11 protein-coding genes are annotated in these 15,889 nt (G+C 38.7%); 2 read left to right on the top strand and 9 right to left on the bottom strand.

Going from position 1 to position 15,889, the window contains the following annotated elements; genetic code table 11:
* Positions 1 to 42 precede the first annotated feature (42 nt).
* The 5 genes from RBU59_RS23225 to RBU59_RS23205 all read right to left on the bottom strand — a co-directional run bounded on the left by RBU59_RS23225 (position 43) and on the right by RBU59_RS23205 (position 6,409).
* The gene (locus RBU59_RS23225; protein ID WP_308144850.1) at positions 43 to 591 is read right to left on the bottom strand and encodes a D-lyxose/D-mannose family sugar isomerase; all 549 of its coding nucleotides are present in this window, start codon (positions 589 to 591) and stop codon (positions 43 to 45) included.
* A 28-nt stretch (positions 592 to 619) separates the two neighbouring features.
* Positions 620 to 3,136 (bottom strand): glycosyl hydrolase 2 galactose-binding domain-containing protein, encoded by a 2,517-nt coding sequence (locus RBU59_RS23220; protein WP_308144849.1) that lies wholly within the window; start codon positions 3,134 to 3,136, stop codon positions 620 to 622.
* 108 nt (positions 3,137 to 3,244) lie between these two features.
* Positions 3,245 to 4,078 carry a carbohydrate ABC transporter permease gene (locus RBU59_RS23215; protein WP_308144848.1) on the bottom strand — a complete coding sequence of 278 codons (834 nt, stop codon included), beginning with the start codon at positions 4,076 to 4,078 and terminating at the stop codon, positions 3,245 to 3,247.
* Positions 4,078 to 4,962: a carbohydrate ABC transporter permease gene (locus RBU59_RS23210; protein WP_308144847.1), complete on the bottom strand. Its 885-nt coding sequence runs from the start codon at positions 4,960 to 4,962 to the stop codon at positions 4,078 to 4,080. Before RBU59_RS23210 ends, RBU59_RS23215 begins: the two co-directional genes overlap by 1 nt.
* Before the next feature lie 64 nt (positions 4,963 to 5,026).
* Positions 5,027 to 6,409: an extracellular solute-binding protein gene (locus RBU59_RS23205; RefSeq protein WP_308144846.1), complete on the bottom strand. Its 1,383-nt coding sequence runs from the start codon at positions 6,407 to 6,409 to the stop codon at positions 5,027 to 5,029.
* A gap of 317 nt (positions 6,410 to 6,726) precedes the next feature.
* Between RBU59_RS23205 and RBU59_RS23200 the strand changes: the two genes are divergently transcribed.
* Complete coding sequence (locus RBU59_RS23200) at positions 6,727 to 8,448, top strand: sensor histidine kinase (protein ID WP_308144845.1); 1,722 nt, start codon at positions 6,727 to 6,729, stop codon at positions 8,446 to 8,448.
* Positions 8,423 to 9,931 (top strand): response regulator transcription factor, encoded by a 1,509-nt coding sequence (locus RBU59_RS23195; RefSeq protein ID WP_308144844.1) that lies wholly within the window; start codon positions 8,423 to 8,425, stop codon positions 9,929 to 9,931. Before RBU59_RS23200 ends, RBU59_RS23195 begins: the two co-directional genes overlap by 26 nt.
* 127 nt (positions 9,932 to 10,058) lie before the next feature.
* Here the strand turns inward: RBU59_RS23195 and RBU59_RS23190 are convergent, their stop codons facing one another.
* The 4 genes from RBU59_RS23190 to RBU59_RS23175 all read right to left on the bottom strand — a co-directional run bounded on the left by RBU59_RS23190 (position 10,059) and on the right by RBU59_RS23175 (position 15,766).
* The gene (locus tag RBU59_RS23190; RefSeq protein ID WP_308144843.1) at positions 10,059 to 11,354 is read right to left on the bottom strand and encodes an alkaline phosphatase family protein; all 1,296 of its coding nucleotides are present in this window, start codon (positions 11,352 to 11,354) and stop codon (positions 10,059 to 10,061) included.
* Between the two features lie 9 nt (positions 11,355 to 11,363).
* Positions 11,364 to 12,614 (bottom strand): MFS transporter, encoded by a 1,251-nt coding sequence (locus RBU59_RS23185; RefSeq protein WP_308144842.1) that lies wholly within the window; start codon positions 12,612 to 12,614, stop codon positions 11,364 to 11,366.
* 183 nt (positions 12,615 to 12,797) lie between these two features.
* On the bottom strand, positions 12,798 to 13,940 hold the full coding sequence (locus RBU59_RS23180; RefSeq protein WP_308144841.1) for an aldo/keto reductase: 1,143 nt from the start codon (positions 13,938 to 13,940) through the stop codon (positions 12,798 to 12,800).
* A gap of 521 nt (positions 13,941 to 14,461) precedes the next feature.
* A complete protein-coding gene (locus RBU59_RS23175; protein ID WP_308144840.1) occupies positions 14,462 to 15,766 on the bottom strand; it encodes an Ig-like domain-containing protein in 1,305 nt (434 codons plus the stop codon).
* Between the last annotated feature and the right edge of the window lie 123 nt (positions 15,767 to 15,889).

Genomic DNA, 15,889 nt, shown 5'->3' with positions numbered 1-15,889 from the left:
ACGCCTTTTATTTTCTTTTGAAATTAAAAGACGTTTTAAATACTAATCTTCGATTGTTGGAATCCGTTTAATATCAGGATCGGTAAATACATCATATTCATCCAGGCTTCTTGTACTGAATTCTGAAATAACGGCACCATAAGGCCCCGCCTGGAACCAATGCTTTGTCCCCGGATATAAGGTATACTGTTCTCCCGCGTTCAGCACGATTTCATGTCCTGCCGTGTATACAGCCTCGTAACCTTTCGGTATATGCCCTTTTGGTTCCTGTGTTTTGGCTCCTTCCACATATAAATATACCGTACCGTAACGGCATCGGAAGGTTTCCTCTTTTCCTTCATATTTTAATTCCGGAACCGGTCCGTGGCTATGCTCCGGACAGGTTTGTCCCGGCAAAAGCACCATCTCTTTTGCACAACAACGGTCCGTATTTACAAATGTGACTAAGTTTAAACCAATGTACTCCAAATCATTTAAACCAAAATCTGCGATTTCAATTTTATTTTTTTCTTCTTCCGTTAATACAATATGAGCTTTCTCATAGTAGCCCAATACCTGCGCTCTTACCTGTTCATAAACTTCTTTTTTCATGATAACCTCCTTCTTTTACCTGATTTTACTACCTGACCGCCTCAATAATCAATTCATATCCTTTTGCTTTCTTTACGGTAAAGGTTTTTACCTCTCCCGGAAGTAAATCAAAATAAGCATCGGAACAGTCAAAGTCACCTTTCACATATACACCATGGACATACCCCTCTGCGGTTACCGTTACCGTCTTATCCTCTCCGTCTTCCTTTTCCGATACGACCAGAACAGCAGATTTATCATAGTGTAATTTCCGGTTGTCTTCCATTCTCAGGGAAACATTATCGATTGTCTCATCATCTACATAAAGCATAATCGTTCCCTTCGTATAATCATATGCCGGCAATGGTTCCTGATGCAGATAAATTCTCTGTCCTGCCGCTACCGTCAACTGCATTTCTTTCATATCTTTTATTTTTCCGTCAAAAGAAACGTATCCAAACCATGCTTTCACCTTAAGCTCCTCAGGCAGATCATTGATTCCCTGGAGTACTACATTATCATCCACTAACCGCAGGGTAAATTTCTGATGAGCTAATGCACGCTTTACCGCATAAAAGGGTATTTTACGTCTTAGGTAGTAATCTATGATTGTCCAGCCCACTTCTCCCCAGGCATCATTATACATCCAGAATAAACTGCCGGAACAATGTTCCTTAAACCGCATAGCTTCCAGGGAATAACCGTACATCAGCCCGTGTACCATACCACCGTATAAGATGTAATCCTCTAATGACAGCTGATCGGCATGATCTACGTAATTTTTTTCAATACCGGCATAAACCGTTCCCCTTTCAAATACATTACAATGCATACGCCAAGTATCCGTTCTTCTGTCAACCCCTGCATCTTCCATATATTCCAAAGTAGTTTTCTTACAGCAAGGTCCGATAAAACCGTATTCACTGACAAACTTGGATTCTATGGTATCATAATCCTTTACCTCAATCCGTTCCTCCATCTTGGGGCTCATCAGTGCATTATGCCACCTGTGCACATCTCCAACCGTATCTGCATTGGGAAGAGCACCTCCGTAAGGTGAGCTGTTCCAATAAGGTATCTTTTCGCAGTTTTTATGTAAAATCTCCTTAACCATATGGTTAGGAATGGAAAGGCCATACTGGAATTCATATTTGAATTCAATGTTCCATCTTGGATTATCAATGGAATTGAAAATCCAATGAACTTCATTGGTACCGCAGAATAATCCGATACAGCAGTGATTCCGCAGCCTTTTGGTCTGGAAGTCCAATTCCTTATACATTTCATCACGGAACCACTGGTGATGATCCGGATAAGTAGAGCAGGCAAACATAAAATCATGCCATAATAAAATTCCTTTTTTATCGCACAATTCATAAAAAATATCCCTCTCATACAAGCCGCCGCCCCAGACACGGAGCATATTAAAATTAGCTTCAATAGCCTCATCCGTCAGAACGTGATATTTTTCATCAGGAACACGGGCATAGATAAAATCATTGGGAATCCAGTTGCCGCCTTTGCAATATATCGGCTTATCATTCACCAATAAGGTAAAATTACGGTCCTCACCTTGTATTACACTGGTATCCATTTTTATGGTACGAATCCCGTAAGAAAAAGCAGGATATTCCGTCGTATTTCCTTCACAGAGGACTTTTACCACCACCCTGTATAAAGGCTGAGCTCCATAACCGTTCGGCCACCAGAGCTTCGGATTCTCTACCGAAAGGTAACAATCAATAAAATTGTAACCGGAAGTTACTAAAGTATTTTCTATTTTTTCACTGGCGCAAAGGGTATCCCCCTCCCATAAGGTCACTTCCACATCACAGCCTCTGGTACTGATAAAGCTTAAATTTTCCACATTGACACAAACATGAAGTTCTGCTGTTTTACCAATGGATAAGGTTTCCGCTTTTACTTCTCTTATTACTACTTTTCTATAACTTCTAAGAAAAACGTTCCCTGTAATTCCTATGGTAATTACTTTAGGACCCCAATCCCATCCGACTGTATACTGGGGACGTCTTACAAAAGCTCTTCTTTCATCCCCACGGTATTTGCCGCCGTTCCGCTCCTCAATACATACCGCATGATCGAGTTCTGCCATATCCTCTTTGCTGATTTCCTCCAATCCGCTCGTAAGCCGAACTGTTATCACATTTTCACCTGGAATGATATATTCTTTTATATCATATATAAAGGGATAATGTACATTCCGGTGGGTTTTTAAGTAGCGTCCGTTAATAAAAATATCGCTCCTGCAATCCAGTCCCTCCAATACCAGTTCAATGATATCATCCAAAGAGTCGACCTCGCTGCTGTCAAACCTTTTTACAAACCACCAGGAACGGTCTTCGATCCATTCTGTTTCCCTGCAATAATCAGATAACAACGGTTCTTTGATTTTACCCTCCTTAAGCAAGGGCATTCTGACATCCACCGGCAAATCACATTGATACCATCCTTCTTTCATAGCCCTTACCTGATTGTAATAATTCCGGTTCCATTTCAAGGGAGTTTCCAACATCTCCCATTTTTTATTTAGATTGATTGTTCTCATATTTTTCTCCATCCTGCATTAAATTTTTACGTATCTTAAGTTTTGTGCCAAGTATGCTGAACATACTTTAGTTTTGTTGACTCAAAACTTGTAGATAGCATATTTCTTTCAACCTTTTACTGCCCCGGCAACCATTCCCTTGATTATCTGCTTGGAAAATATAAAATAGATAACCATGGCTGGAAATATCGCAATGATCATTGCCGTCATCATCTTCGGATAATCCGTCGTAAACTGCCCTTTAAACAGGGTAATTCCTACCGGAATCGGCATCCACTTTTCCGAATCTGTTAAAATCAAAGCAAAAGTAAATTCATTCCATGCATAAAAAAATTGTATGATACCGACCGTAACTAAAATTGGTTTGCATATAGGTAATATAATTGAAAAAAGAGTTCTATGTAAGGAACTTCCGTCAATTGCCGCCGCTTCTTCCACTTCGGAAGGAATGGACTTTACATAACTCTCAACCAGAAATACGGCTATCGGTAAGCCAAGAGCCGTATAGGGCAGGACTAAAGTAAACCAGTTATCGGTTAATCCTGCTTTGGTAAAAAGCACATACATGGGCACGATAAGAGCATGTACCGGGACCAGCATTCCCAATAAGAAATAATTGTAGATCACTTTTCTGCCACGGAATTTATAACGGGATAGAAAATATCCGGTAACAAATCCAATCAACAGAATGAGAAATAAGGATAATACACTGTTGCGAACCGTATTTCCCATCCAGGTCAGGATGTTACTGTTGGTAAAAATGGAAATATAATGGGAAAAATCAAGACTCTTCGGCAAAGCAAGAGGACTTTCATAAAATTCGGATTTATCTTTAAGGGATGAATAAAACAGCCAGATTGCAGGAAATATGCAGGTAATGGAAAACAGCATAAGTACGGCATTGGGAATCACCCTTAAGAGTTTTCTGCCCGTATCTCTCATTACTCCACCTCCTTATTCTTTGTAAAACGAAGTAATATGCCCTGGCTGCCGGCTACCAGAATAAAACTGACAATCAATATTACAATTGACATGGCACTTCCATATCCCATTTTATAGGACAGGAAAGAAGTTTTATAAGCATACATAGCCATTACACTGCTTGCCGTACCTGGTCCTCCTCCGGTCATTGCATAAATATGGTCAAATATTTTCATATTCCCCGCAATACATAAGGTTACACAAACAATCAGGGTATTCTTTACTAATGGCAGGGTAATATAAATAACTCTCTGAAAACCGCTGGCCCCATCAATCTCAGCTACCTCAAATATCTGCGGGTCAACGGACGAAAGTGCCGACATAATGATGATCAGATAATAGCCCACGTACTGCCATACCAAAGGAACAGCCACAAGCATTAACACCAATTTATCATTGTTCAGCCAGGCCTGTGCCCTATCCCCAAACCCGGTCATCCTTAACAAGGTATTTAGCAGTCCATAATGGTAATCATAAATCAGGTTCCAGATAAAACCGATTACTACCGCCGATAAAACTGCCGGAAAATAAGTCATGGTTCTATGGAAACCTTTGAAACGGACATATCTTCCGTTAAGCAGAACCGCTAAAATAAAAGCAATACCGATCTGGCCGATTAAGCAGACTACCGTCAGGTAAATATTATTTTTTAAGGATTGAAAAAACACATCGTCCGTAAGGACATCCGCAAAATTCTTAAATCCCTGATATATCATTTTGGTTCCGCCGGACCAGTTAAACAGCCCATAATAGAAAGCCAGACAGATTGGTATCAGAATGATAAAGCTATACCATAAAATACCCGGAAGAAGATATAAAAATATCATAGGCTTTTTTACTTTCATACCGCCATTTTCTCCTTTTAAAATTATCTGGCACCCAATTGGATGCCAGATTAATCATTATTTATTATTTCAACAGGTCCTGTTCCGTCTGGATTTCAGCCGCCAGATCCTCCGGAGTCTTAGAATTATTCAAAAGCTCCTGTATTCCCGTATTCATTACTTCAATTACCGATCCGTTCATTCTCAGATCATATACCGGTGTAAAACTTACCCCGTCTACCAGTTTTATGAAATCTTTGGATAACTGGGATATTTTAGACTGATCCGGATTATCAATGATTGCCGCACCGATAATACCGTGCTCATTTGCTGCGTATTCGCACATATCATAACCGGTGGTTGCAAAGATAAAATCCATTGCCGCATCTAATTTTTTACCGGTAAGATTTTTATTTACCGCAAAATACCATCCGCAGCCGCCGGATATACTGTCTGCCTTGCCGCCGTCAACTGCCGGTAAGATTGCTACTTTTGTATTGTTTAATATATCCTCTGAAGCAAAAGATTCAATAGCCGATACGGTCCAATGCCCTGAAACGACAGACGCCGCTTTTTCCTGAGAATAATATTCAACAGACTGGGTCTCAGTGATTGTATTGAAATCCGGATTAAATACCTGTTTAACCGCCATCTCCTGCAGCTTTGTAAGTGCTGAAATAAACGTTGGATCCGTGAATTTAGCCTTTCCGTCATGGGCTATAATACTGTTTGTCCAATCCATACCGGTATAACGGTCTCCCAGTGTGGAAAGGATACAGGATTCTGCCGGCCACCTCTCCGAATTACCTAATGAGATTGCAGCAATTCCCTTTTCATTAAATTTCTCGGCAGCTTTAAATATATCATCCCAATTATCCGGAAAAGTATCATATCCGATTGATTTCCATAACTTGTCATTGTAATAGACAACTGATGTAATGGATAACTGGTTCGGTAAACCGTAAATATTTCCATCCCGTGTTGCGGCATCAAATACCCCTTCGCGAAAAGCATCTTTATGTTCATACTTATCTAAATAATCGTTAATCGGTGCCATGATGCCATTATCAACAAAGTTGTCTACCCAGGAACCCTTAACCATAAAAATGTCCGGTACTTCATTCACTGCAGCCTGCGCCTGGATTTTGGTGGAATAGTCCGACTGAGACATGGATTGCTGATTCAGTGTAATATCCGGATTTTCCTGCTGCCATTTTTCAGCCATGCTTAAAAAGCTGTCACCTACTGCATTGCTGCTTCGTTCTTCTTCCAGATAATAATGAGATACGGTTAATTCAATATCTTCACCAGCTTCTCCGCTGTTTGTTTCTCCTCCAGCAGTTTCCCCGCTGGCAGTTTCCCCACCGGCCCCCTCTTGTTTTGGTGTGTCTGTCTTTGCACTGCTGCATGCCGTTAATGCAAAAATCATTGCCATAAGTAAAGCTAAAATACGTATGTTTTTTTTCATATCCAATACCTCCGTTTGATTTGATAACTTATTTTAACCTGTAAGGATAAAAGAAAAAACCACGAAACCTGCTATTCTTATCCTCATAAAATGACTTATTAGTTTTACTGCTGTTTTTCCGGCTGTTTTCACCATTAAAATATCCCATATTCTTTACCTATATCCCAAGATAATGTCATATTTTTCTTTCCGGTTCTAATTCATTGACACCCCCATTTGCAGATGATAAAATTTAAACATAAATCTATAAATAAATCTACACATAAGTCAGCCATCTCACAATAAGGAGCGGTAATTCAATACTTATGAAACTATCGATGCAGAAAAAAATTATCCTGTTTTTTATTTGCCTGGTTACACTTCCTATCTTAATCATATATATGATCGTAAGCAATATCTTTATTAAGAGTACACAGGAAGATATGACAACGATCTATGCTGCAAATATCAGAGAGGTTGGCAAAAATATCGATGTTATATTAGGCAGTGCGCTTGATCTGTCCATCTATCCGTTGATGGAACAGAACTTTAAAGCATTTTTAACAGCTTCTATACAATCCTCCAATTATAAAAAGATTAAAAAAAATGCCGGAGATATCCTCCTTTCCATGCCATACGGTTATTCCACAGGAATACACGGGGTAAGTATTACCAACATGGAACAGGATTCTCTCAGAACGAACATAAATACCAAACTGACGTCATCGGATATGAAAGAAGCCGGGAGACTGAATGGTTCACCCTATTGGGATTATTCCAAAAGCGGTTTAAAAAACGGATACCTGTATTTAACCCGCCTCTTAAAAAACCCCAGTAACATCTCACAGCATGTAGGATATGTAAAACTTTCCATAAGCTGTAATAAGATACAGTCCAGTATCCTGCAAAACCAACAGGACAATCAGACCTCCTATTTTATCATTACCAAAGACAACCGTTACATCATCCGGTCGGACAATAATAATTATTTGGAAAATCAAAGGACTGCCCTTACCTATCACCAGTTAACAAAACTTGCGACCTCTAAAAAAGGCAGTACGATTATTGGCGGCCACATTGTCTCCGCATATCCATTGGGCAGAACCGAATTCATTATCTACAGTATAACAAAACCGGAAGTACTGTCTGCGGTGAAACATAGCTTTTATTTAAATATGGCAATCATTTTTATTATCGTATTAATCTTTTCCCTGCTGCTTTCCATAGCCTTTTCCAAAATTATTACGACTCCCCTGGAACGGTTTGGTTATTATATGAAATCCATTTCGAATGAAGATTTTACCGTACGTTATCCCGTTAAAGGTTCGGATGAAATTTCCGTTATGGCCGAACATTTTAATAACATGGCTGAACGCCTGAATTTCTTATACACTGAAGTTTATATGGGGGAACTTAAGTTAAAACAGTCCCAACTGGATATTCTGCAGAATCAGATCAACCCCCATTTTCTATATAACACCCTGGACACCATTTATTGGATGTCCCGAATGGGGGATAACGAAAATGTCAGCATCATGGTATCGAATATGTCACGTATGATGCGCCTGACACTGGCACCTAAGACCAATGATAAAATACTGCTGTCACAGGAATTAGAACATCTGTCCTGTTATATCAATATTCAAAAGATCCGGTACGGCAAAAAGGTGACTTTCGAACAGCAATGTGCGGAGGAAATCACACATGAATATGTACTTAGTTTCCTGTTGCAGCCGCTTGTGGAAAATGCATTGGTTCACGGTCTTTCCAATTGTCTTAAGGGTACCGTCAAAATAAGCATTTACGAACAGGAGGATACTATTTATTACGAAGTGTCAAATGATGGAGAACCCATCAATGAAGAAGAAATCGGTAATATTTTAAATGCTGCGGATAAAAGTATGAAAGGTTTTGCACTCAGAAATATTAATGAGCGAATTAAATTAAAATACGGAGATAACTATTCATTAACCTGTTATAGAGAAGCAGAATTCAGTGTTTTCAAAATCGTTCAGCCAAAGGAGGCCATTCATTATGATAAAAATACTAATTGTGGATGATGAGGATTATATCCGCCAGGGTATGCGCTACACCATTCCCTGGGAAGATTACGGCATGGAAATCATTGCGGAAGCTTCCAATGGAGAAGAAGCGCTCAAGATAGCCGTCCGCCTGAAACCGGATATTGTATTAGCCGATATCCAGATGCCTGTTATGAACGGTCTTAAACTGGCAAGCGAACTTGGCACACTCATGCCCGAAATAAAGGTTATTATCTTAACCGCCTATGGAAATACAGAAAATTTAACCGGTGCTATTGATGTAAAAGTAAGTGCCTTTTTGTTAAAAAGTGCGGACAGCCAAAAGATTCTGGAAACCGTTTTAAATGTAAAAAAAGAAATTGAAGTAGAACAAAAGCAGCACGAAAAAATAGAACAATTAAAAAACATTTACGATGAAAACCGCCATCTCATTAAGGCTACTTTGTTATCCAGATATATATTGAAGCAAATATCTTTATCAGACTTTTTAAATAAAGCTGAAAAAATTGAACTCGATATCACGGGAGATTCCTTTTCCCTGGTACTCATAAAATGCAACTATGACAATGAAAAACTGGCGATCGGCAGTTTTATACACAGCTTTCAGGATTATCAGCCTTTTGCATTTTTTATTCAGGACCAACTGGCTATTATTATATTAAAGACTCAGATCCATCCCATAGCCAAAAAGGAAATGGATGAATTACTGCCCGGAATCCTGCCCTTAACTTTCGGAAATTGTATTGTAGTAATGAACCAGATTTCCTCCTATGAAGATTTTCCGGTAATCTATCAGATTATGGTACAGGCTCTCGATCATTGTTTCTGGAATTCGGAAACCTTATATACTCTGCTGTCACCGGCTGATAAGTTTGTTACCGAATCTGCTGTTAATACTTATTCCCTGGAAAGCGGTCTGATTGCCCATATTATAACCCAGAACATATCCTCCATCAATACTGCCCTGGCTGAATACTACTCCTATATGGCCAAAAGAAAGGTATCCCGTCAGTTATTTATTGATTCCATACGCCGTCTGGTTGTATTAATTAGTGCAATTTCGGATGAAGATATAGACATACTCAAGATAAATGAATTAATAGATGAACTTGAGACTCCGGGAGAAATTATAGATTTGATTGCAAGCCTTGCAATTCCCTCCTCTGATGCTTCCTTTACCAACACCCAGATCAATGCTGCCCTCCAGTATATCAACGGGCATTATACCGAAGATTTATACCTGGAGGATGTTGCAAAAGTCGTTTATCTTTCGGCAGGTTATTTAAGCCGCATCTTTAAAGGGGAAACAGGCTGTTCCTTTAAAGAATATGTCCATAAGCTCAGAATTTCAAAAGCACAGCAATTAATCTGCCAGACCAACTTAAAATATTATGAAATTGCGGAGAAAGTCGGGTATAAAAATTATAAATACTTTTCTTCTTATTTTAATAAAATCTCAGGCTGCAGTGCCAAAGAATACCGCATTTTTCATTCCCATTAAGTAAATCTGACAGGAAATGCTATTCTAAAATACCTAATATACTGTTCATACCTGTCATATGGTACAGCCAAATATACTATCCTATTTCAAATCATGACAATATGAACTCATAATAGGATTAGAGCAATCACCCCTTTGGTTGAAAAATCTCATTTAATGACCTGCCGTCACAGTCAGCAAAATGGATCCCCAGGATATTTGCCATGGTAGGCGCAAGGTCGACCATCTGAATTTCTCCTAACTGAAATTCATTTTTTATACAATCTCCTGATATAACCAGGTTACATTTATAGCCTGGCTTATCCGGAGAAAACCCATGCGTTGCATACTTTACCCCTTCTGCTTTAAGATCAGTGATAACCGGACCCTTAAGACTGTCATCAAAGCAAAAACCTGCCTTAGCTTCCAGCATGTATTTAATTGAGGGCTCCACATGAAAGGCAGCCAGTTCCTTACCGGTATACAACCTCTCTATTCCGTAACTTTCATCCGTTATAGCATCTTTAAGAACCTTAAGTGCAAGCTGTTCCGCCTCAATATCCTTATCTTTTAGAAACAGATAAGCCGCACCGCCCGCATTCTGGATATAAGCTCTCCATTTCATCTGCCCGTTCTCTTCATAGATAAGTCCATTCTCTTTTAGTAAATAATTAAGCTTTATCTTATATCTCACATTAATCTGACCATGATCACCCACTATCAGAAAAACCGTATCCTTCTTAATTCCAGCTTCCTCTGCTGCCTTTAAGATGTCCCCCAGCCTTTTGTCCATCCTGATCAGTACTTTCTCGATTTCGGGACTGTCCGTACCGTATTCATGTTTTGTATCATCCAAATCAATCAGATGTACCAGCAGCAGATTTGGTTTTTCTCTTTTTATAGTATCCATTGCACACATAGTCGTAAAGTTATCCAGATTGGGCTGCTTTATCCCTTTTCTTAAACGGCCGAATTTCTTCTCCATTCTTATACTATATAGCGGACTGCCGTTTCTTAATATTTTCAGTGCCTGGTTTTCCTGTTTGATGGCTCTTATCTCCGGAATATTATAAGAAATAGCAGCTTTGCCCGTTACCGGCCAAAGAATTCCGGCTGATTTCATATGATACTTCTGTAATACATCATAAATCGCCGGCACTTTAATATCCTTTTTAAACCAAAACCAGTTCTGTTCTTGTTCTCTTACAAAAGGTTGGATGGGATTATTATGGTATATTCCATGTTTATCCGGATATACACCTGTTACCATAGTAGTGTGTACCACATAAGTTAAGGTAGGATAGACGCTTTTTAATTTTGTGGTGTAAGCACCATTTTTGATTAATTTTAAAAGATTTGGCAGTTTGCTTGCCTTTTCCCAGTTATCTTCCGAAAATGCATCATAAGAGATAACCATCAGATATTTAGCTTTTCCTGTCTCCATATTCCTTTCTCACCCCAAACTCTCAGTACTTGACCTCTGCTCCTTTGGCAGAATAATAAAAATTAGAAATCCAATAATAAACAAAGGAATAATTCCTAAAATACTTAATCTGGCATTGCCGGAAATTGTTGCGGTCAAAGACATTACCGTAGGTCCTACAATGGCTGAAAATTTACCGAAGATATTATAAAATCCAAAAAACTCATTGGCTTTTTCCTTAGGAACGATCTTAGCATAATACGATCTGCTGAGGGCCTGAATTCCTCCCTGGGCCGAACCAATCATAGCACCCAGGATGAAGATATGCCACACGGAGGATATAAAATAAGCAGCTATACAAGAAATAATATAAGTAACAATGCCTACAATAATCATACTTCTGGTTGTATACCTTTTTGCAAGATTACCATAGAGAATCGCACAGGGAAACGCAATTATCTGAATAATCAGTAAGATTCCAAGCAAAGTAAAGGTACCGAGGGTTTCACCGCCTAAAACGGAAGTGGCATAGGGTACCACCATTTTAATGATCGTATCCACCCCATCAATATAGAAAAAATATGCTCCCAGAAAAATAAATACAATTTTATGCTGTCTGATATTCTTAAAAGTATCAGCCAGCCGCTTAAAGCTGTTAATAACAGGACGGGGTTCCGGTTCAATATAATGTCTCTGTTTCACGTTCCTTATCATAGGTATAGTAAGAAGTCCCCACCAAAGAGCTGTAATAATAAATCCAATCTGATATCCGATTGCTTTGTCCATTCCCATCAGGTATATCAAAGCAAGACTTATACCAAAAGGAATGACACTGGATATATATCCGAAAGCAAAACCGCTTGATGAAACCTTATCCATCCTCTCATCACTGGTTATATCCACTAAAAATGCATCGTAGAAAATATTAGACCCTGCAAACCCAATTGCTGACAAAACAAAGAAAAGGACCAATAGCTGCCATTGTCCGCTGGACGGAGATACCGCTGCAAGAGCAGCCGTTGTAAATACACCTAATGCAGTAAAGAATATAAAAAAGCGTTTCTTCTTGTCCTTATAATCAGCAATTGCACCCAAAATAGGGCTTAGAATTGCTACCAAAATACTTGCTATTGAATTAAAATAACCGAGATCCATACTGCTTTTTACATTATCAAACATACCAAATATAATCGGCAGCAACGCTGTGGTAACGGCCATAGAATATGCCGAATTGCCGCAATCAACTAATATCCAAGATCTTTCTTCTCTGCTTAACTTCATGGGTGTATGCTCCTATATGATAATTTGAGGATCAAAAGCTCATACTATGTTTTAAATAGCTAAAACATAGTCTAATCTATGAGTATTTTTAACCTTAAACTATAATTTATATTGTTATTATATCATATTATTGAGGATACCAGGTAAAAACAATGTAAAAGAAAATTAAATATATCAACATATTCAGGCAAATAATCCGGCGGCTTTCACCATACGTTCTGATATTGGTACTCCAAATGGACAGCGTTTCTCACAGGCTCTGCAGCTGATGCAATGGGATGCATTTGCCGAGAGACCGATATAGTGAGCCCTTACAGTAGCCGGGATTTCTTCCTGCATTACGGCTAGATCATACAGCTTATTAACCATCGCTATATCTATGTATGACGGGCACGGTGCACAATGACCGCAATAAGTGCATTGACCGGCATATGCATGATAAGGGGCATTAGCAAGTACAGAGGCGTAATCCTTTTCCTCTTCTGAGGCAGTTTCATATGCGACAGCAGCATCTACTTCTTCCGGTGTACCACACCCTGCCATAACAGCTGCCACTGCGGGACGTGTCAATGCATAGTGAAGACATTGAATCGGTGTTAACGCAACTCCGAAAGGGGAATTTTCAGCACTGAATAATCTTCCGCCGGCATAACCTTTCATTACAGTGATTCCCACATTTTCACGCTCACAGATCTGATAAAGTTCTTCCCGTTCCGGTGCAATTCCTTTCAGATTCTCCATATAGTGTTCCTGAAAAAGATCATTAATATCCTCACTTGCAGGAAGCATATCGAATGCAGGATTAAGGCTGAATAAGAGCATTTCAATCTGACCGCTTAATGCAGCCAGTTTTGCGACATCCGGATTGTGGGTACTTAACCCGATATGACGAATGGTTCCATCCTGTTTTAAACTTTTAACATATTGTATAAAATCTCCGTTTATGATTTTATTAAACTCTGCCACTTCATCAACAAAATGAATCATACCAAGGTCAATATAATCTGTCTTAAGACGGCTTAACAAATCCCCGAAAGCCTCTTTTACTTTTTCCAGTTCACGTGTACGTACATACTGTCCATTCTGCCAGGTTGAACCAATATGTCCCTGTATAATCCATTTTTCCCGATGTCCGGCAATTGCCTCTCCTATATTGGTGCGTACCTTTGGCTCTGACATCCAACAATCCAGGATGTTAATCCCATTTGCCTCACTGCGCTCAATCACTGCTTTTACGTCTGCAGCATTATGACGTTCTAACCATTCTGCTCCAAGTCCGATTTCACTGACATTAAGCCCCGTTTTTCCCAACTGCCTGTACCTCATACATCTTCCCCTTTCTTCATAACTACTATTATAGGTAATATAGAATTAGGGTGTTAAAAGTCTAACTCCATGTTCTGTGGGAATATATCTATTCTTACAAAATTATGCCCTCAGCAGACTCTTACACCCAAATCTTTATCTCATTAAATTGTTATCACAAACATATGTGAATATTTGGATATTTATCTATATTATATCAATATTTTCTGTACCTATCAATATATTAATTTATTAAATCTTTTTGTACAGTGCTTGGTGTTACTGTTCACATGCAATAAACGCGACGTGTTTTTTGTGAGTGAATTGTCACCAAAAACTGGAGAATTACAGCGCCAAAACGTTGTCTTCGCGTTATGTGTGCATTGCGAAGCTTGTTATTGTTCGCGAACTGCTGTTTTTTGCAGGGGTAGTGAAAAGTATCTGCTTGGTGGATATCTTCTCATACAAAAACAGCTATCCCAGACCTTAAGTCTAAGATAGCTGTTTAAATTAATAGTTTCATTTTATAAACAGAATGCCAATTACTCCTCCACTACAACCTTGCATGTTGCTGATTGGCTTCCGCACTTGATCGTAACGTTCGCTTCTCCGGCTTTTAGTGGTGTGTATACGTAACTTTTCATTTCCTGATTATATTCAACCTTTAAAACATCAGGGTTATCAGATTCAATGGTAACTTGATCTGTCGTTTCCCATGGCTCTAACTCATAATAAATATAGAAATCACCGCCTACATAGGTTGTATATTCCTTTGATTCCGGTGTAATGCTTTGGCAGGGAGCCTCTGTAACTTTAAAAGTAATAGTTCCTATTACAGCTCCCTGTTCTGAACCTTCTTTGACTGTAACTTCTGCAGTGCCGACTTTATTAGCAAATAAATATAAATCGTTTCCGTCCTGGCTTAAACCTAATACATTATTCTCAGGATTCGTTTTATCATAATCTTTTATTTCAAAGTAATACTGTGTATTTTCTTTCGCGTAATTAAGTAAGTTCATTACATTCATGCTATTACCTAAGAGTAACTCTTGTTGTGCTAAGGAAATACCGGTGTCTTTGATTACTACTTTAAAACTTCCCAGAGTTCTTGTTTTCTTATTATAGGTCTCTTTTACAGTTACAGTATAAGTGCCTGCTTTTTTCGCTGTGAACTCATATCCGTAAAAATAACGGCTGCCGATAAAATCCTTAAGGATCGATTGATACTCTGCATTATCCGTAACTTTTTTTGCTATTGAAGCATCATTTTTTACTTCTTTTATAGAAAAATTATCATTGTCGGAAGTCAAAACATAAGATGCTTTGGGATTACGATATGTTACGCTAAACAAGGAATCATATGAAGCGTAATAATCATAAAGGTCAAATCCATTACTTCCCACCGGGAATTCATTGCCGTAATCACTTACCGTTAAAGCAGCACTTTTAACAGTAACTTTACATTTACCAACAGTAGTTTTTTTACCTTTATAAGTCTGTGTACAGGTAATTGTTGCACTTCCGGCCTTAACACCTGTTAAGTAACCGCCGGTTTTACTGATGGTAACAACTTTGGAATTGCTGGATGTAAACTGATACGTTGCTCCCTTTACTGCATTTTTTACAGTAAGTTTCTGTGCATTGCTTAATTCCCAGGAAGAGGTGTTCCAATAAACTTTGTCGTCTAATTTACCGATTGGTATTGTCATTTGAGATGAACTTACAGCTGCTTTTTTTGTAGCGGCCTCTGCTACCGGACTTGTTGTCAATATACTTCCTGCCAGCAGTGTACAACATAACCCCATTAATATTAGTAAGCGTGTAATTCTAAACTTAGGTTCTTTCATTCGTTTTGCTCCCTCTTTAGTAAATTTTATCAAATAAGTGTAAATTATAGTAAATCACATAACAATTTTACTATCTTTTTTGCTATATGTCAAAACATTTTTACTATTTTTTACCTTTTAATT

Origin of the sequence: Anaerocolumna sp. MB42-C2, assembly GCF_030913705.1 — a bacterium.
Lineage (GTDB): Bacteria > Bacillota > Clostridia > Lachnospirales > Lachnospiraceae > Anaerocolumna.
Note: the sequence above shows the minus strand (reverse complement) of the source record. Positions and strands in the feature narration are given on the sequence as shown.